18 protein-coding genes and 2 pseudogenes are annotated in these 19,657 nt (G+C 42.4%); 19 read left to right on the top strand and 1 reads right to left on the bottom strand.

Features of this window, described 5'->3' with window-relative positions:
- The first annotated feature begins 151 nt into the window (after positions 1–151).
- From LC653_RS34775 to LC653_RS34720, 12 genes and pseudogenes are all read left to right on the top strand, one after another.
- Positions 152–373 (top strand): hypothetical protein, encoded by a 222-nt coding sequence (locus LC653_RS34775; RefSeq protein ID WP_229499421.1) that lies wholly within the window; start codon positions 152–154, stop codon positions 371–373.
- A gap of 277 nt (positions 374–650) precedes the next feature.
- Positions 651–1,163, top strand: coding sequence for a hypothetical protein (locus LC653_RS34770; RefSeq protein ID WP_229499420.1), 513 nt, complete (start codon positions 651–653; stop codon positions 1,161–1,163).
- 27 nt (positions 1,164–1,190) lie between these two features.
- Complete coding sequence (locus LC653_RS34765) at positions 1,191–1,739, top strand: GNAT family N-acetyltransferase (RefSeq protein ID WP_229499418.1); 549 nt, start codon at positions 1,191–1,193, stop codon at positions 1,737–1,739.
- 22 nt (positions 1,740–1,761) lie between these two features.
- Entirely contained in the window at positions 1,762–2,301 is a 540-nt protein-coding gene (locus LC653_RS34760; protein ID WP_229499416.1) for a hypothetical protein, read from the top strand.
- Between the two features lie 504 nt (positions 2,302–2,805).
- Positions 2,806–2,973: a hypothetical protein gene (locus tag LC653_RS34750; protein WP_229499412.1), complete on the top strand. Its 168-nt coding sequence runs from the start codon at positions 2,806–2,808 to the stop codon at positions 2,971–2,973.
- A gap of 87 nt (positions 2,974–3,060) precedes the next feature.
- Positions 3,061–3,663 carry a siphovirus Gp157 family protein gene (locus LC653_RS34745; protein WP_229499410.1) on the top strand — a complete coding sequence of 201 codons (603 nt, stop codon included), beginning with the start codon at positions 3,061–3,063 and terminating at the stop codon, positions 3,661–3,663.
- A gap of 434 nt (positions 3,664–4,097) precedes the next feature.
- Positions 4,098–4,547, top strand: coding sequence for a hypothetical protein (locus LC653_RS34740; protein ID WP_229499408.1), 450 nt, complete (start codon positions 4,098–4,100; stop codon positions 4,545–4,547).
- 227 nt (positions 4,548–4,774) lie between these two features.
- Positions 4,775–5,074, top strand: a pseudogene (locus LC653_RS48015) (A1S_2505 family phage non-structural protein); the annotation flags it as partial.
- A gap of 123 nt (positions 5,075–5,197) precedes the next feature.
- Entirely contained in the window at positions 5,198–5,689 is a 492-nt protein-coding gene (locus LC653_RS48010) for an SLOG family protein (RefSeq protein ID WP_443689866.1), read from the top strand.
- 256 nt (positions 5,690–5,945) lie between these two features.
- Positions 5,946–9,005: a tachylectin-related carbohydrate-binding protein gene (locus tag LC653_RS34730; protein WP_229499404.1), complete on the top strand. Its 3,060-nt coding sequence runs from the start codon at positions 5,946–5,948 to the stop codon at positions 9,003–9,005.
- A 320-nt stretch (positions 9,006–9,325) separates the two neighbouring features.
- The gene (locus LC653_RS34725) at positions 9,326–9,898 is read left to right on the top strand and encodes a CHAT domain-containing protein (protein WP_229499403.1); all 573 of its coding nucleotides are present in this window, start codon (positions 9,326–9,328) and stop codon (positions 9,896–9,898) included.
- Positions 9,865–10,635 carry a hypothetical protein gene (locus LC653_RS34720; protein WP_229499402.1) on the top strand — a complete coding sequence of 257 codons (771 nt, stop codon included), beginning with the start codon at positions 9,865–9,867 and terminating at the stop codon, positions 10,633–10,635. Before LC653_RS34725 ends, LC653_RS34720 begins: the two co-directional genes overlap by 34 nt.
- Positions 10,636–10,742: 107 nt before the next feature.
- Here the strand turns inward: LC653_RS34720 and LC653_RS34715 are convergent, their stop codons facing one another.
- A complete protein-coding gene (locus LC653_RS34715) occupies positions 10,743–10,982 on the bottom strand; it encodes a hypothetical protein (protein WP_229499401.1) in 240 nt (79 codons plus the stop codon).
- Here LC653_RS34715 and LC653_RS34710 point away from each other — a divergent pair.
- From LC653_RS34710 to LC653_RS34680, 7 genes and pseudogenes are all read left to right on the top strand, one after another.
- Positions 10,907–12,100: pseudogene (locus LC653_RS34710) on the top strand (ATP-binding protein); the annotation flags it as partial. The gene LC653_RS34715 and the pseudogene LC653_RS34710 sit on opposite strands and share 76 nt — an antisense overlap.
- Positions 12,101–12,441: 341 nt before the next feature.
- Positions 12,442–12,999 (top strand): DUF192 domain-containing protein, encoded by a 558-nt coding sequence (locus tag LC653_RS34705; protein WP_229499400.1) that lies wholly within the window; start codon positions 12,442–12,444, stop codon positions 12,997–12,999.
- Between the two features lie 376 nt (positions 13,000–13,375).
- On the top strand, positions 13,376–13,972 hold the full coding sequence (locus LC653_RS34700; protein WP_229499399.1) for a hypothetical protein: 597 nt from the start codon (positions 13,376–13,378) through the stop codon (positions 13,970–13,972).
- A 93-nt stretch (positions 13,973–14,065) separates the two neighbouring features.
- Positions 14,066–14,401, top strand: coding sequence for a hypothetical protein (locus LC653_RS34695; RefSeq protein WP_229499423.1), 336 nt, complete (start codon positions 14,066–14,068; stop codon positions 14,399–14,401).
- A gap of 42 nt (positions 14,402–14,443) precedes the next feature.
- Positions 14,444–17,272, top strand: a complete 2,829-nt coding sequence (locus tag LC653_RS34690; protein WP_229499398.1) for a putative type IV secretion/conjugal transfer ATPase — start codon at positions 14,444–14,446, stop codon at positions 17,270–17,272.
- A 431-nt stretch (positions 17,273–17,703) separates the two neighbouring features.
- Positions 17,704–18,435, top strand: coding sequence for a hypothetical protein (locus LC653_RS34685; protein ID WP_229499397.1), 732 nt, complete (start codon positions 17,704–17,706; stop codon positions 18,433–18,435).
- 69 nt (positions 18,436–18,504) lie between these two features.
- Positions 18,505–19,656: a hypothetical protein gene (locus tag LC653_RS34680; RefSeq protein WP_229499396.1), complete on the top strand. Its 1,152-nt coding sequence runs from the start codon at positions 18,505–18,507 to the stop codon at positions 19,654–19,656.
- Position 19,657: the final 1 nt, after the last annotated feature.

Here is a 19,657-nt window from a genome sequence, read left to right as displayed (position 1 = left end):
ATAGGCATCGCAGTACTGATCTACCACGGTGATCGTGGAGGTAGCCGTTCTTGAACCCAATTAAATACCCTTGCTAAGTTAAACTGTTAGTAATTAATTATACTCTCATGAGAGTAATAAAAGAGCGATAGTCGCCGAACCACCTTAATTAGTGGAACGGGCACACGAATCATCTCGCTTGGTGGGGACTTTTGGTCAGGCATTTGATATCATTTTTGATATCGACATATTGATAGTAAAAGGTTTGGCGCAAAGCTATAATTTACTGAGTATTAATTGTGTCCAGATTTTAAAGATTGTTACATTTAGACACAATCTGCGACGGAGGCGATCGCTTCCAGCAGGCGGTTACGCCATCGCACTTGCTATTTAGACCCGGCGCGTTGACGCACTTCCCCTCGCTGTCCGTATACTCATTACTCAGCACTCATTACTCCCTAGTGCCGATACATAAGCGCACTATCCGAAAGAGATTGTCCCAGTTTAAGAAGTGAACTTAAGACATCACCTCATAATTTGGTTGAAATTCTAGTGTCCCTTTGCGTTGATTAGTTTCATAGGTGGGCTAGAACCAACAGAGTGTTCTGATTATTCTGTAACTGAAAGCTAAAATTTTAACCACGTAGGAGTAGAGCTAGCAATGTAGGGGAATGACCGAACTATATAAGGCTGGAATCATTGAGATAACAGAAGCAGAAGATGAAGATGAAGATTTATTTGAAGTTGCGGTGCATTTTGACGGCGATATTTTTCTTCCCAACGTCGTTTTTGAAGGCAAAGACCACGCATTGCGGCAAGCTAAAAAGCTCTATGATTGGCTAGAAGCTAATCCAAAAGAAATCAAGGGGGAGCAACTGCGTTGGCAATCATACACAGTTACTCGTGAATTTCTAAGAGAGTACCCAGCCTGCTATTTACCTTACTACTACTCAAGATATGAGCAAAGTTTAGAAGTTTCAATTGTTGAGCGAGATCAAGAAGCCATTGCTTATGGTTGGTTGAGCGCTGAACCTTTACCTTACTATATGGACAAAGAAGATGGTTTGGTAGTTCTTGGAGACATTTCAGATGATGCTGTGCTTGCTGGTTGGCATAAAGCTATTGATATACGCATTCACATTTACTCTTTTATCTACCAGTCAAATAGCAGTCACAAGCTTTAATAATCAGTTGACAATTAGGAGCTTTAGGTGCAGCGAAAAATCGAGTTAAAAAGGGGTGTTGATAATACATCTGTTGAAGCCTATTTGGTAGATTTAGTCCAAAGACATGTTGATGATTATGTCAATTATTGGGTAGAAAGCTTAAGGTTATTTAGTCAAGAAGATAAATACTGGGATTGGATATTCAAATTAAGATATATTGACAATCAAGAAAATCTTGAAGGTTACGCAATTGAGTGCGAAAACAAAACTCAAGGATTAATGATAATAGAAACACAAATGCACGGTTCTCGGTTAAATACTGGTAAGAGGCTAGTTTATGTTGATGGTATTGCCACTGCCCCTACTAACCGAATCGAGATTCAACGCCCGCCTCAATTCAAAGGTGTTGGTCAAGCACTATTAAATTTCGCAAGAATTAGAAGTGTTGAGTTAGGTTATGAAGGTAGAATTGGGTTGCATTCCTTACCAAGGTCAGAAGGATTTTACGAAAAACAAAACATGTTGAACTGCGGTTCGGAAGAAGAATATGATAATTTAGTCTATTTTGAGTATGGTGTATTGAGACGAAGATAAGGGCTGATCCGGATAAAATTTTATGAATCATCAACAGCAAAAGGATAATTCTGAGGCAAACGAGTCAATAACAACCCAAGAAGCTATAGATTTACTTTTTGGTGAAGGATGGCTCGAAGAGGCTGTTTGCATCGAAGATGAAGCAAATTGCACTATTGGCGCTGGTTTGGATTGGGGTAATGCATTACCACCTTTAATGCTCAACCTTCCTTTATTTGGTCGCCTATCAACGCTGCGTATATCTCTTAACCGCGAAGTCAGGCTAATAATTGAAACATGGGATTTAGGTATAGGTACAACTTCTGCGACAGAAACTGCAAGGGCACGCATTAAAGAGCGGTTGCTATCTCCTACGCCTGAGTTAATACCTCACTTGGAAGCTACTTTGTTGCAAGATGATTTATACGGTGAGGAGTTTATATCTAACCGCGAAGCTCTTAAATCGCTACTTGCAGTAGTTCTTACTGATTCTGATAGAGAAGAAATTGCAGAGAAGGCTGCTAATTCAATACGCACACAAGTTATGTCTCAAGTGAATTTTTCCGGAAAACTTTCTGCGTAAATATAATCACAATAATATCGCGTCAAGTTAAATCAAAATTAGTTTTCTGCAACCCAAAAGGAACTGATTGATGACTGGTAAAAACCGCAGTCGCTATTCTTCAAACTGGGATACTATCGCACTTGAGGTCAAATCAAAATCAGACTGGAAATGCACGCGCTGCGGTATGCAATGCTTACGTCCAACTGATAAAATAGATGGATTAAATCGTAGAGAACGCAGCATTAAAATGTTAGTGGTTCACCACTGGAATTATACGCCCGAGGACAATCGAGTCGAAAATCTCGCGGCTTTATGTTCGAGTTGCCATATATTTTTTCATACGCGGCGACGGGGAAACATATCACCAGGACAACTATCTTTGTGGTAGAAAAACCTGTAGTTTAAGAAAAACCACTAGTAAATAATTATAAGAAGGGGAAGATTAATTTCTTCCTCTTAATTGTTGGAACTATAACAAGCACTAACGTGCAACTTCAGTAGATGAATTGAAGTTGTATAGACATGAAAACTGTTACTAATTCTAACCCGAAAACTGACCAAAAATCACCAAAGCCCACATTACAAGCCCAGCAAGCCAGCACCTTCCTAGACGAGGCAGATTACTACGACTACGAAGCAGAGTTGGCACAAGAAAAGTCAGACTACTATCACTTGCGGTACGGGTACTAAATTCAATCTCCTTTCAAGCATCAACTCTTTTTAGTCAACAACGAGTAGCAACTAACTGCTAGTTGTTTTTTATATCAAAAGTAAATTATGACTCAAGCAATTGAACGCGAAATCAACCAACTCACTCTCAAAGAATTAAGCCTAGATGCTGCTAAACTTTGGTCACAGATAGAAGAAGCAGGCGAGTTAGGCGAACAGGGTAATGTAGAACAACTCTTACAAGAACTTATGACTATTCAGGATGGCATCGAAACCAAAATCGATGCGATCGCCTGGGTAGTTGACCAGTTAAATCTTGACCTTGAAACCTGGGAGGAAAGAAAAGCGCGAGTAGCCGAACTCCACGATCGGGTAATTTCACGTCGCAAAACTCAACTTGAACAAATCAAGCGCACCCTCATCCACCTACACGAGATTGGATTAATCAGTGACAAAAACATCGGTAAGGAAAGGGTAATTGAAATCAGGGATAACCCACCAAAAGTCGCTAACTTACTAGTAGAAGTAGATGATGAAGATTTTCCTGATGAATTTAGAGTTATTAAGTACCAAGCTAATAATAAGGCAATTATTGAAGCCTATAAATCTAGTAAAGATATTAGCAATGTTGCCGAGGTAACTATCGGGAAACAGGTACGATTTAAGGTGCAATCAGGTAGTAAGTCTCGCAACAGAAAAAACCACAACTAATGGCATACGCCCCAACCATGTGAATCAAACATAGGTATATCCCATCTTTTAGGAATATATCACCAAATGATTAAGAGTCAAATCTTAATCATTTTTATTTTTTCTAAAAACTATAGCTCCATTTTAAACTTCTTAAAAAAATCATCAAAACTTTGCCTAATTTTAAACTCCGTGAAGATATAATCGATGAAATTGTAGATATCAATGACAGCAACAGTAACTATGTCGGGCTAGGTACAAACATCGTTACAATAAGTTGGTATATTTGACCTTATTTAGTGTGGCTAAACAGGTAATTGCAATTGATTAGGTAGTTTCTATTTTTCAACTATCAATATGATAATTCAAACTACTGCTAAGTTTAAGTTTAATCTGAAGAGATGCAATCACTCTAAATAAAAACTTAAATATTAGGCATCGGGAGCAGCCTTAAAATGTCATATAACAAAAACCGAAGTATAGTTATCCGTAACGCTATTATCAACAGTTTGTTTATCCTCTGGTGTTTAGTTTGGCGCACTGGTTTGGGGCTAGCCTTTTTCATCATCTATGGTTCCCTTGGCTACATATATAGTTGGCCATTCTATCTTCCAATTTCGATTGTTTTGGGATTTGCCCCTTGGGGTTGGAAGGTACAAGAAGAAAGAAGGGATAGAGAAGAAGAACGAAAAATGAGGAAGTTGGAAAATAAAATTGGGGATGGTTTTATCTATGCCAGAGCTGAATCAAATATCGAGATAAATTACAGGGTAGTTATCTTCCTCAAGTCAGTATTTGGTCTATTTAGTAGCGGCTTTTGGGGGATAATACTTGGCTGGAAAGCTATTTTGGGTATGGTAGTACAGTTAGTAGATAATATCAAAACAGTTTTTAAATATATATAAAATAACATTTTCATTCAACCAAACCAAGCCCAAGAGTTATTTTATAACTGTTTTAGCATCATTTGGAGATAGTAAGTATTAAAATATAACTTATTTTTGAGCCTTGGATCAATAGAAATTTTATTAACACTTCCGATAAATAAGCACCAATTAAATAATTTTACGTCATTCAATAATATTCAATATCTCTGGTTTTGGAATAATATCAAAGCTGACAAGGAAGACATGGTGCTGGAAGTGCTTTATTTGCGCGACAGTACTGCAATGCAGAATACGGTAATCCCCAACAATCCTGGGCGATGGCTACGCCCGCCGCAGGCATCGCAACCAAAGACCTAAATAAGGGTATCCGGTCAATCCCGCTTCTTCAAATCAAATCCCAAATTGAGAAACTAGTCGAATATGCAAATACTCATCCTGAACTAGAATTCCTAACAACTAGGATTGGATGCAACCTTGCAGGATACACTGACCCAGAGATAGCTTCCCTGATTAGCAATTTTAATCTTCCTCCTAATATCTGGTTGCCCCAGGAGTTTGTTGATTTCCTCATAGAAGATAAACCAACCCTAAAAGTGGCATTTACAGGAAACAGTCACAAAAAATTTGATGAGGAAGGATGGAAGCAAGTGCGTAACCGACTTGAAGGCATGATTGTTCGTGCTTGCGATCGCTCTGTTGAGTGGGGTTACAAACGCATCCAGTTCTATTCAGGCATGGCATTGGGAGTTGATACCGCAGCAGTAGAGATAATCTTAGGCTTAAAAGATAAGTACCCTATTGAGATAAACCTCACTGCTGCCGTACACTGCATCAACCAAGATGCCAAATGGAATAATCTCGATAAGCAGAAGTATCATTGGCTGTTATCCCAATGCGACGCTATCAAATTTGTCTCTAACTTACCTTATCAAGAAGCTGGAGGAATCAAATGTTTAAATGCTCGTAATCGATGGATAGTTAATCAAATAAAAAATGCCCACGATATGATGATTGCTATCTGGGATGGGCAACCTGGAGGAACAGCTAATTGTATCGCTGATGCAGCAAAATTAAACCGCAGAGTCATAATTTATAACTGGGTTACAAACACTTATCATATGATTATGTCAAGTACAGCCAGCATTACATCAATAATTTGATACAATTTATTACATTGTTTTTGATTTAATTTTAATCTCTTAGCATAACAGGTTCTGTTTAATATGCCAAAATAGGGGTTTAAAAAAGAAGTTTTCCGTATATGCAGAAAGAAGGTAGCTGTAATGCTTGATATATTAGGATTTAGAAAAAGATTATACGGAAACTTTCCGTATAATAAATAGTTATGCTGCAATTAGTTTGGCTCTCTTGACATCGGCAGGGAATAAAGTGATTAAACATTAGAAGGAAGTCGAAATGACATCTGTAAGAGTTCTTTTCACAAACCGGGTAGGTCAACTTACAGGAAGCACAGATCTTTTTGATAGAGATCCTAAATGGCCTTTACTTGTTGATGCTGAACAATGGCCTCTGCTCAACGATACAGGACGCTGGGGAGCGTTAGGAGCTGACCTTGGTGCTAACACAGAACACTCAGATGGCCGTCTCTACATATTTTTCGGCGATACAACAAAAACACCCAATAGTCCCAACGAACAGAATACAGATTTAGTAGCTTGGACAGACGCTAACAAAGTTCTTCGTCATGGGGGTCATCTAGCTCTGGGATGGAAGTTTTTTCTACCTAACGATCATCAGGGTGCCACAGAAGCAACTGGACAAAAAGATTGGCGATTTTGCGCGAAATGTCACGGACTGTTCTGGGCACAAAATGATCAACCTGCGGGTGTTTGCCCTCGGGATGGCTTACCCCACGACCCGATTGGATGGAAGTTCTTTCTACCTAATGATCATCAAGGTGCCACAGAAGCGACCGGTCAGAAAGATTGGCGATTTTGCGCGAAATGTCACGGACTGTTCTGGGCACAAAATGATCAACCTGCGGGTGTTTGCCCTCGGGATGGCTTACCCCACGACCCGATTGGATGGAAGTTCTTTCTGCCAAACGATCATCAAGGTGCCACAGAAGCGACCGGTCAGAAAGATTGGCGATTTTGCGCGAAATGTCACGGACTGTTCTGGGATGGGGATGCCCATAAAGGGAGCTGCAAAGGTTCTCCAGGTGGCGGGTTCGATTTAAATCCAGTTCTAGCTGAGAGCGGCTTTTTTGACCCATTTACCGGAACCGAACCTATTGGTCAACTTCTCAGCCTTGAGACACCTAATGGAGCATTCAGCTATGCCAACAAAGTTTGGGTCTTTGCAGGGTTCGCCGAAGCCAAATTTACGGGGCACTCTCGTCCAGGTGATCCTCCAGGAGGTTGCTACTTAACCAGTAAAGCAGAGCCGCATAAACCCGGACTCTTTCAGAAGGAATTTCTTTTAAGTCCACAAATTGGCTGGTGCCCGCGTGATGCAAGCCGCGATAGGTTAGAAAGCCACGAACTTCTTGGGTTCAAGTTCACTCTTTCTGAAAATCTCCCGCCAGGTACAAACTTCCAAGCCAATTACCGACGTTGCCGAAACTGCGAGACTTTGTTTTGGGATGGAGATCCTAATTTTAAAGGTCGTTGCCATCGAGGGGGTAGCCATGAAGCGGCTGACCAGAGTTATGTTCTTTTACACTCAGTTGCTGAGAATGCCCAGAACCAGGCAAACTGGCTCCGTTGTGAAAAATGTTTATCAATTTTTTGGAAGGGGGCAGAAAATGGTGGTCTCTGCCCTGCTGGGGGTGCACACCAGCCATCAATTCTCAACTTCGTCCTGCATCATAATCCTGGAGAGGAAGGAAAGTGGCGGTATTGTATTAAATGCCATAGCCTAGTACGAACCGGACAAGAGGCCGTGTTCTCCTGGGTTGCACCTTGTGTTGTACAGAACTCACAACACCCTGGACTTCCCCAAACGCCACATGAACAAGGGTTGGTCATGTATGGATTTTTCTATTCGAGTAATCCTGGCATTCGACTAGCCTGGATGCCACTCAGGACACCCGCCCCACCAATGATACAAGACATCCTATATTATACGGGTAATCCTGCAGCACCTTGGTCTCCTAATGTAGATGCTGCTGTTGTACTCTTTAGCCATACAAACACCTACACGCATCTCTCAGCAGCCTGGCTGGAAGGCCCTAAACGGTGGATTCTGCTCTACTCCAACGCCAATGACGAGTCGGGATCTGAGGGTTACCACCGACCAGCCGTTGCTCGCGTCAGCTCATCCCTTTGGGATTGGTCTGATGAAATTGAGATCTTCAACCCTAATACACAGGGAGCCTATGGCAGATACATGCACCAAGTCGTTGGGACTGACCGCATTTGGCCTGACATCCCACCCTCTGATCCGAATAACAATCATGAGGGCTGGGCTTATGGAGCTTTTCTCCTCAATCGCTTCACAGAATGGAACGCTACAAATCGTGAGCTTGACATCTACTACTTACTCTCACTCAGTTTGCCTTATCAAGTGCAATTGATGCATTCACGACTACTTATCCCCGATGAGGTAACACACGCCAGTAGGACGAGTCATCTTAAGCTGTTGCACGGCGGCAACGGAACAACACTGGTTGATAGTGGCTTACCCTTACAGGGAATTTTCTATGGCGTGACCATAAATGGCGACCTTGAATGGAACCGGTATACCGGGAGCGGCGAGCAAGAAGGGGAGTCCTCAGCCGCACAAAGCTGGGATCCCCAGACTGGTAACTTGATCGGCCGTGGCTGGAATGGCATGTTGCACGTCTTTGGTTGTGGTGACGGGATTATTATGGCAATTCACTCGAATGGTAATCTGCATTGGTATTCCTACATTGGTAACGGTGAACACAACCCTGCTGCAACTAGCGGTTGGCATCCTAATTCTGGCAATGTAATTGGCAATGGGTGGCAGAGCTTTCGTAATATTTTTGTATTCCCTCAAGCGGGACGCTCCACAGATCGGATGCAGATTTTTGGTGTTGCACAAAACGGAGACTTACACTGGTATTCCTACATTGGTAACGGAGAACACAATCCCGAGGGAACTACTGGTTGGCACCCCAATTCTGGGAATCGAGTAGGAAATGGATGGCAGAACTTCCGACACCTTCACGGGTCAGGTAATGTCGTTTTTGGAGTTAATGAGAGTGGAAATCTGCTCTGGTACTCCTATGATGGCGAGGGGGAAGACGATGTTTCTGGAGGTACAGGCTGGCATCCTAACTCCGGCAATCCGATAGGGCGGGGTTGGCAGAATATGCAGCATATTTTCGGGGGAGTAACTGATCTAGGACAATTCGGTCATATCATTATGGCCGTTGACCAGAATAGAAATCTTTTATGGTACAAGTACACAGGGCAAGGAGAGCGCGATGACACAGGCTCCTTAGGCTGGCATCCGAGATCCGGCAATCGAATTGGTGTTGATTGGTGAAGCTGTTGGTGTGAGGAATGACAGGAAAGACTCAGGTCTTGCAAGAGGGATACATGCCGAAAAGGAATTACCCTTGATAGCTTTGATCTCTGTGAGAGATGGATGAGCATAACAAATCGCTGAACCGGAACGAAGCAGTAGGCCATTTGTTAGATTGCAGAGGTTATTCGTGTCCGGTAGCTTAACGTTATGCGGCTCAATCCTTGGTAAAGGCATCATTTCAAGTTTGTTTGTTAGGCACAGTAGTCTGTACCGTTTTCTGAAATACAATTGAGTGAAGTTGAGTCGTCCTGCTGATTTCCATGAATGACAGTGCCGCCTTGAAGTCGATCTTACTGTTAGCTGCCAATCCCAAAGGGACAGTGAGTTTGCGCTTACAAGAAGAGGAACGAGAAATCAAGGAACGACTGCGTTTAGCGGGATATGGCAAAGTCCCCATTAACTCAACTGGAGCAACCCGAACCAGAGATATTCAGCAAGCAATGCTGGACTTTAAGCCGCAAATCGTACACTTTACAGGTCATGGAACGGGGAAGGATGGTTTAGCGTTTGAAGATGGGATGGGGCAACTCAAACTCGTTGATTCAGAAGCATTAGCCAACCTATTCAAACTTTTCTCTAAGCGTGTGGAATGTGTTGTTTTGAATGCCTGCTACTCACAATTCCAGGCTGAGGCGATTGCCCAACACATTGACTACGTGATTGGTATGAGTCAGGAGATTGGTGATCGTGCTGCAATTGAATTTGCTGTGGGCTTCTACACTGCTTTGGGCGCTGGAGAAACAATTGAATTTGCTTATGAATTAGGCTGTAATGCAATTCAATTGGAGGGCATTCCAGAACACCTGACTCCTGTGCTTTGTGTAAAAAAAAACATAAATCTGCCAAAGTAGATCATCAAAACTGTTTAGAACTTAAAGACGAACACACAGCGCCAGATTCTGACGCAAATGCAACTCCTGAAAAAGCTAGAGCCAGATTGCTATGGACACGGCAAAAATTCCTTAAATTAACCTTTCTCGGAGGTTTTGGAGCTGTTGTAACAGCGATTATTAGTCAATTGCGAAATGAACAAGAAGATTGGCATTTTTGCAGTAAATGTCATGTGTTGTTCTATGACGGCTATAAGAGCAAGGGTTATTGCGCGGCAAGTGGTCAACACGAGGCGGCTGGGTATAACTTTGTACTTCTGCATAATATTTCTGAAACATCAACTGCCCAAACAGATTGGCGGTTTTGTAACAAGTGTCAAGCTATGTTCTATCAAGGCGCACAGGGTAGCGAGTATGATCAGCGTAGAGGGGTTTGTGCAGCAGGTGGTAAACACGAGCCATCAGGGTATAACTTTGTACTTCCGCATGATGTACCTGGAACACTAACTGCCCAAACAGATTGGCGGTTTTGTAACAAGTGTCAAGCTATGTTCTATCAAGGCGCACAGGGTAGCGAGTATGATCAGCGTAGAGGGGTTTGTGCAGCAGGTGGTGAACATGAACCAGTGGGGTATAACTTTGTGCTTCCTTGGCGTGAGCCACAAATCTTGAAACAATCCTTTATCTCAACTCAGTTTGAAACTTCACAGTGCATAATCCTGTCAAAATCTGCTTGTTCATGCTCAACTTTAGCGTGAAGACGCCCCATAACAACCCCGCTGCACCGGAGCGAATCTGAGTAATCGGTGAAAGCCAAGGTTATCTGCGCCCGGTGAGCGGGAACGTTAAATATTTTTTTATATCTTTAGTTTCTTCTCTCGCCAAGATAGCTTTGGCGATAATCACTTTTCTTTAATCTGGAAGCTTGACGTGCAGACCACTGACGCATAGGAGTAAGCTTCTCTACATGAAGTAGCTTCTGGCGATAAGTATTATTATCTGTCAGTTGAGCGATCGCACCAGCAATAAATCGGAGCCAACGCCGAGATAACAAGCGAAATAGCGGCAGAAATTCCCCTATGGAGTCAAGAACTACCAGATGCACAAGAAATTATTGATAGTTTAATTAAAAGCAAAAATTTTTCTTTCACATATACGGAACAAGACTATTTAGAAATTGCTAACGCTAGTGCTGGTTTGTATATTTCTGATATTATGTATTGCCTAAACGATATTAGTAAAAATCATGATTTAGGAAATTCCAGTGAGATAGCCAAGCTTCTGCTATCAAAAAAAATTCAACTGCTCAACCGCTTGTATGACATCGAATTCTTACCTCCGCCAAAAGTCCAGCTTGGTGGGTTGGAACTCATGCAGCAGTCATTCAAAAAGTTCAAGCGATTGCTTACCCCGCGTGCCAAACAATATAATCTGCGTGTACCCAAAGGGATTATGCTTGTGGGGCCACCGGGGACAGGAAAATCACACTCAGCAAAAGCCTGTTCCCAGAATATGGGTATTCCCCTGATCATGGTCGATTGGGGCAACTTTAGAAGTTTTGGCAACCAAGCAGAAATGAAACTCAAACGCTTGTTGCGACTGGCAGATAGGCTCAACCAAGTAATTTTGTACTTTGACGACTTCGATAAAGGCTTCGCCGGGGAGGATGACCTCGCCAAACGGCTTGCTGGTCAGCTGTTGACGTGGATGCAAGAGCGCACGTCAGATGTACTGGTCATCGCCTCAGTCAACCGCATGGAATGGCTGCCACCCGAACTCACCCGTGCCGGACGGTTTGACTATTTATTTAAAGTAGACCTGCCCAATAATGGGGAAAGATATAGTATCTTCAAACTGCACGCCGCTCGGTTTGACGAACGTTTTCGCAATGGCGACGACCCCTGGAGCGAGGAACAGTGGCGCAGAATTCTTAAAGCCACCAATCGATGTGTAGGTGCAGAAATCCAGACAATTGTAGAACGCGCCGCTAGTACCATATTCTGCGAAACAGTAATAGAAGATACCTACGCATCAAGCAAACTCCCCGCACTCGAACTAACAATCGAAGCATTGCTAGAAGAACGCCGCCAGATTAACCCGCTTGCCATCCGCGAAGCCGATAAAGTCGAGTCGATGCGTAACAAAGCTGACCAACAAGCTTTACCTAGTAGTCCCCTCGATGAAAGCAAGTTTGCTGTTGGTAACATCGAGATTTTTAGCTAATGAAAGGAGCCAGAATACAGAATTCAGGAGTCAGAAGAACTTCAGCCAAAAAGGAAGGAATTTCGCGCTGGTGGTTAAAAACTTTTTTGTTTTGCTTAACAACTCTGATGAGGCTTTAAACCAACAGTTAAGAGTCATTCGTACAAAGTCCTCAAGCCTTACGCAAGCTTTCTCCTGAATTCTGACTCCTGAGTTCTGAGTTATGACTACTTCTTTGTAAACATCATAAATCAATTCAAAGTTTCATCATGTTTGAACGAAAGCAAATGTAGCCAAAACATTTCAACAGATCATAATGCTTGCCATTTATAACCACTCTACTACTTTATTTATCTAAAACTATGGAAGTCACAAGACAAACCGCTCAAACCAACATTCAAACTAAACAAGCACAAAATCCAGAAAAAAGCCTATTTTTCAAAATTCTCAATATCGTTGGGCCGATTGCTGGTTTTACTGCTGCTCTCTCACCCTTACCACTATACTTTTGGACTCGCCAGCCCCAGTACCTACCTATTGGTGCAACCTTTACCAGCAATAATCAAACAATTCAACTCGAACTAGCAGACGATAGAAAAGAATATGCCCACGGACTCAAATTTCGTGACTCTATTCCCGAAAATCACGGAATGCTATTTGTCCTCAAAAAACCTGAAAAAGTTAAACTTTGGATGCATGATACGTATATTCCTTTAGATATGATATTTCTCCAAGACGGAGTTATTAAATCAATCGTAGAGGTGGCTCCTCCTTGCAAAACAAAAACCTGTCCTAAGTACGATTCAGTCTATCCTGTTAACCAAGTTATCGAACTACCTGCTAACAGTACCAAAACCCTCAACCTCAAAGTAGGCAAGAAGCTTCATCTCGACTTCAACCCAAATCAAACGCAGAATTAGTTGACGGACAATTTATTTCACTCGGTAAATTAACGGTAAACCACCGTAATTACACTACCTCATATATCAATTACTGACCCCCGATATAGACTATATCGGGGGTCAAACATTATGAAATAAACCACTGATTTATATATTGTAAGTTGTCAAGCAAAATTTTCCGATTTTTTACTAATGATTTACTGAAAAACATAGTGCCTAAAAATGGAAAATTCTTAGATGCTTTTACGGATATTAATCTCATAAAATAAATTCACAAGCGAGAAGTTTGAGCAGAGATTTACTCTAATCCAAACTTTGGTAAAAAGCAGTAATTCAGTCGTAATTACCCCTACAAAGTTTCATTCACTAATTTCCGAAATAATCTACTTTTTTTATGAGAAAAGACTACGAATCTGATTTTGGCAGCGATCGCATTCCTTCCTACGAAGAATACGGATACCCCGCTCCCAGCCGTCGCCGTCGCAACTGGAAAGAAAACGCCAGCATCGCCGGACTAATGGCAGTTGGTACTGGCTTGATGATTGCAGATATCTCCATTCATCACATGGTAATGGCATCGCTGGCGTTTGGAACTGGCATTGTAGCGTTACTACCCAAGGAAGCAAACTTGCTACTTTCCAACTTCGAGAAATGGCAGCGCAAGTATGGCATCAATATCTATACCGTCTTGTTCTGCTTAGTAGGTGTAGTATTTATGTTGGATATGGCCGCTGCACCTGCAAACGCCCAGTTCATGCAAAACGCAGAGGACTTTTTCACAGAGTATTTTACAGGTGTTGACGCAGATATCATTAAATACGTATTCGCAGTACTGCGCGGTTTGTTCTTAATTTACCTTGGTATTGGTCTGATCCGGGTCGTTCAATCAGCCAGAAACGACGAGGATTGGCAAACAATCGCCCGTACACCAATTATCATTGCCCTCACAGTTGTAGTTGGAGATTTGCTTGCAGGGCTGGTAACAGGCTGAGGAGCCACTCGTCAAAAAAGCCACCACGAGTGGCACAATTCCACAAGTGCCACTCATCAAAATTTCAAAAACTGACTTTTGTCTTTCGTAATAATGGGCAGAGAACGGGAATTTCGTACTGTCAACCGTGTATTAGGAGACCAACCACGCCTCGGGCCATTCCCCGCCGACCAAATTGTTCCCTGGAGTGCGATCGCTCTCATCTCCTACATGGTAGTCAAGGGTTTTATGCAAGCTTCCTGGCTTGCAACCGGAATTGTAACCGCCTGGGGATGGGCAACCTGGTGGACAGTAAGTTCCAACAAAGCCTTTTTCGGTAAGTTTGTCGGCACGCCCCGCATCACCCGTGGCTATAAACCATTTGTCTCTGTCGTTAATCCTCTACAACCTCAACCCAAGAAAAAGCGCAAGCTTAAAAAACGCAGATAAAGCTTCTCAATTAATAAATATCACCGAACGAAACTACAGGCCATGAGTTCGACCGCCTCAACGAAAATAAAGCACAAAATTGGTAAAAAATCTCTAGATACCGAACAATTAGGTGTTGTCAAAAACCTGACACCGTTTGAGGATATTACCCATTTAGCCGGGATTGCAAGTATCTCGCTTGCTGGTCGTAGAGATATCGGCGCACTTATTCTCCAGAAAAAAGAGGATATTCAAATCAAGTTCTGCTTTGACGTACAAGGAATTCACCCATCCTTGCCCGAAGAACAGATTATCCCCATTTTTGAAAATATTGAAGGCGGACTCAAAGAACTTCCCGATCGCGAAACCTTGACAATTCACCTTGGTTCGTTCACTGATGATTTTCTCCGGCAGCAGGAACTAAAAAAGATAGAGGATAAATGCGACCTAGAGCAATTAACTTTATTAGTGCGATCGGAACGTCTACGAGCAAGAGAACTCACTGAAGCAGGAACCCGTAAAAACAAGTTCTTACGCTTCTGGTGTACCTATAGCGTCCTAGCTTCTGAAGACAGTCGCTCAAATGATGCGATTGAAAAAACTATCAAACAATTGCAAAATACCTGGTTCCAATTTACTGGTCAAATTCACGGTGTTCGGCAAGAACGAATCGAAACAATTTTACGGGATAGTTTTACCTCTGGGTTTCAACGGTGGGAACAACTTTTTACTAACTCAATGGGGCTTTCAGTACGAGCAGTCACAAGCGAGGAAGTATGGTCGATTCTTTGGAGTCAGTTTAACCGTAGCGACGCACCCAAAGTTCCCAATCCCCTCATATTAGATGAAGAGGGGCTTCGAGAAGTTCAAACCAGTGATTTTCATATTCGCCACCTGATGCTGGAGAATGAAAAATCTGTCCCGTTTCTCGATCGCAGCTGGGTAAGACTACAAGACAAGTATATCGGTGTCCTGCAATTTAGCGAAAAGCCCCAAGGGTGGGTAGACGAATACGCCCAGCTTCGATACCTCTGGGAGGTAATATCCAAAGAAAAAATCTCCGATACTGAGATTATCTGCCAGCTATCTAAAGCTAACCAGGGACTCGCCAAAACTGCCCTTCAACGGATTACCAAACAGTCAATTACTTCCAGCGCGATGTCTTCCGAGAAGGGGTCAATTGATGTAAAAGCCAATATGAACATCGAGGAAGCGGTCAAGGCACAAGAAACTATCCTCAGAGGCAGTTTGCCCATCCATACTGCCGTTGTTTTTTGTGTTCATCGTAACAGTCGTCAAAAACTCGATGAAGCTTGCCAATATCTTTCTAGCTGCTTCTTACGACCTGCCGTAGTTGATAGAGAAATCGAATATGCCTGGAAAACATGGTTACAATGTATACCTATTGTCTGGGAAAATCTACTCACAAGACCCTTTAATCGTCGCCTCCCCTATTTCTCATCAGAAGTTCCCGGACTCATGCCGATAGTAAGAACGGCTACGGGAGATAAATCTGGGTTCGAGCTGATTGCTGAAGAGGGAGGAACCCCAGTACATCTTGACTTGTACAACCAGCACAAAAATCTCGCCATTTTCGGTACTACCCGTGCTGGTAAATCTGTCTTAGTAGCAGGTCTATTAACACCTGCCTTGGCTCAAGACATTCCCGTAATTGCACTTGATTATCCCAAACCCGATGGTACTAGCACCTTTACCGACTATACCAAATTTATGGGAGAAGAAGGGGCGTATTTCGATATTAGTAAAGAATCGAACAATCTATTTGAATTACCTGATTTAAGGGGGTATGAGCCGGAAGTTATTAAGGAAAGGATGACTGATTTCAAGGAATTCTTGAAATCAACATTAATGATAATGGTACTAGGGACGAACCCTGTAGGGATAAGTGCCACAATGATATCAAATATCGAGAGTATCATTACAATCACAATTGAAACTTTTTACAACGATGAGGATATCAAACTTCGATATAAACTTGCACTAGAAAATGGAGTAGGAACAAGTGAATGGGCAGATATTCCAACACTTAAGGATTTCTATAATTATTGTTCGCCTGGGTTTATCAAACTTGATTCAATCACCAATAATAGTAAAGAAATTCTTGATGCCCTTGACCAAATCAGATTGCGATTAAAGTTTTGGCTAAACTCACGAGTTGGGCAATCAATTGCCAATCCATCTAGCTTTAGAACTGATGCGCGACTACTGGTATTTGCACTGCGATCGCTTGGAAGTGAAGCTGATGCCGCAGTCCTTGCCCTTAGCGCCTATTCCGCAGCATTACGTAGAGCTTTATCATCCAAAGTCTCAATATTTTTCTTAGACGAAGCACCGATTTTATTTAATTTTGACAGCATAGCCGAGCTAATTGGTAGACTCTGCGCTAACGGGGCGAAAGCAGGTATACGTGTAATTTTATCTGCCCAAGAACCAGAAAGTATTTTCCAAAGTAAGTCTGCTGCCAAGATATTTGCTAACATCACAACTCGCCTTATCGGTCGGATTCAAACATCGGCTGTTGACCCATTTGTTAACAGGTTTAAATATCCTTATGAAATTATCTCGCGTAATAGTACCGAAGCATTCTTCCCAAAACGTGAAAGTATCTACTCGCAATGGTTACTTGACGATAATGGCAAACTTACTTTCTGTAGGTATTACCCTGCTTATTGCTTACTTGCAGCAGTAGCAAATAACCCCAATGAGCAAGAATTACGCACTCTCTTCCTCAATAAATATGTCGATAATCCAATGCTGGGTATGGTGAGATTTTCTGAGGCATACATACAGACACTTCGGGGAGATGAGTTAAGCCAAGAAGCAAAACAATTACTGGATAACAATAACAATAAGCAATTAAAGCCAGCATAAATTATAAAAGAAAAACTAACGAATCATCTGGACTTGGAAAAACAAAAATTAATAAAAAGGAGTCAGAATGCAGAATTCGGTATTCAGAATATTCCATCAATCTAGAGATAAAGTTTTAATCAGAAGCGGTTTAATACTAGTTTCACTCACACTGAGATGATGTTTTAACCAATACTATTTACCCAGTCGTACAGAATTATTTCTGTAGCTTGCTTCCCTGAAAGGCTATTCTGATACCAATTCTCTAAAATTCGGCAACAGATGTAAACCAGGAAAGCCTTGCTGCATCTAAGTTTCTTAATTGCGAATTGCGAATTGCGAATTGCGAATTGGTATGACTCCTGACTCCTAACTTCTGAGTTCTTATTTATAAATCATAAAAAAGTGGCTTAACTTTAATTGCCACATTGGTTATTTTATCCACAAAAAGTATGAAACCAAAGTTCAAGTTTACTAAGAAAGGGGTAATAATCGGGTCAATCATTGGTCTGGTTACTTTACTCGGTACAGCACCCAGTTATGCCTTTTCAATTGACGATTTTTTCAAAGTTTTAGGGAAATTCAATAACTATTTTGAGGAAACTAAAAAGGAACTCACCGCAGGAACTAATAATTGGGGTGGGATGAAAGGCGAAGCTAAAACTGCTATTCAGACTGGCAGTATGGATATGCCAGACCCAGTAACCTCAGCTGAAAAGCTCAAAGAACAACTCAAGGAAAAGGGTAACTGGAATGAAAGTAACACAGTTGAAGGTGCTGTAGGTGCAGCTAACGAACTGGAGAGAGAAACCACCCGCGCCACGATCGCAAGCGTCTTAGGGGAAGTCGGTCAGGAACGTACCAAAAATGAAATAGAAGCAACTGAACAAACTGTAGCCGAGGCCAAAGAACTCGCGGAATCTGCACAAGCAATGGATGCTTCACAAAACATCCTCAAGGTAATTGCTGCCCAAAACTCGCAAATTGTCTCAATGTTGGGGCAATCCCGTACCGACGGACTGCAAGCACGGCACGATGTCCAGCAAACTAACCTGATGCTATCTCAACTTGCCAAACAAGGAGCAAGCGATCGCCGCCGTCAAAACCTGATGATGGACGGTATCAGTGCCCAGTACATCGAAGTTAGTGGGTTTAGCAGTCTCAAAACTACAGCCGGAGAATAATTCACCCTAATCAATTGGTCATCTCTGCAATTGAGATGACCAAACCTTCACGCCTGTTAATCAAGTGCTATGTTAGAACATCTCGTAATTGCAACCGACCCATTTTTTGGGCAAGACATTTTAGAAAATGCCGCAGCCGGGGCGCAACTAGTAGCAGAAGGTTTCAATGAACTTTGGCAGGAAACCCTCAACGGCAACTTGTATGGCTCAATGTGCAAAGTTGGTCAGTTTTTTGCGATCGCCACACTCACTCTTTTTATGGTTGAGTTAGGCAGAAACTGGATAAATCAAGAAGATATGAAAGCCCTCTCCAGTTGGATATGGCCCATCCTGGTTATCGGGCTATTAGCTAATGATGGCACTTTGCTCAGAAGTGGAACACTCGCAATACGAGGATACATTAATACTGTCAATAATGACATCCTTGAGTTTACCGCTGCCGGAGCCAACCTAGAAGTAGCATTCAATCGGGCAGTCGGTAATATTGCCCTCCAACAGCAGGTAGGGGCGGCAATGGAAAGATGCCGCTCAATCACTGGTAACACGCAAGATTCAATCGCCTGCTTGCAACAAGCAGAAGCAGAACTCAAAACCTCTGCACCCGATTTATTTAAAGGAGAGGCTCCCGATAGCGGTAGTTGGGAATTTAACCCACTTCAGGCTTTATCAGATGCCAAAGATGCACTCGACAATCTCTCGCCCGGTCAAATTGCCGAAAAGATTGGTAATTCTATCACCAGTACAATCGGCTCGATGATCACCGGATTTGTCGCAGTCATCCTCCTCGCCCTAAATAACGCCTATCAGTGGGGTATCGAATTCACGATGCTTTTAACTGCCCTACTTGGCCCATTGGCAATAGGCGGTTCACTACTCCCCTTTGGCGCTAAACCTATTTTCGCTTGGCTAACTGGTTATTTCACCGTTGGAATGGCGAAACTCTGCTTCAACATGATTATTGGTTTATGCGGACAACTTATTGCTAATTCCGAACAAAACCAACCAATGATATTTCTACTTTTTGTTGGGTTGGTTTCTCCTATTCTTTCATCTGCATTAGCCGCAGGTGGTGGAATAGCTGTTTGGACAGGATTAGGTAAAACAGCAGCATTTGGCTCTGAAATTGCAGCAGGAATCGCTACTGGCGGAGCAAGTACAACTGCTACGGTTGCTGTCAATGCCACCAAATTTGTTAGTTCCAAAATAAAAGTTAAAAAGTAAT

The organism is Nostoc mirabile CHAB5784 (genome assembly GCF_020829645.1).
In the GTDB taxonomy this organism is placed as follows: Bacteria; Cyanobacteriota; Cyanobacteriia; order Cyanobacteriales; family Nostocaceae; genus Nostoc; species Nostoc mirabile.
This window is presented reverse-complemented; position numbering and strand designations above follow the sequence as displayed.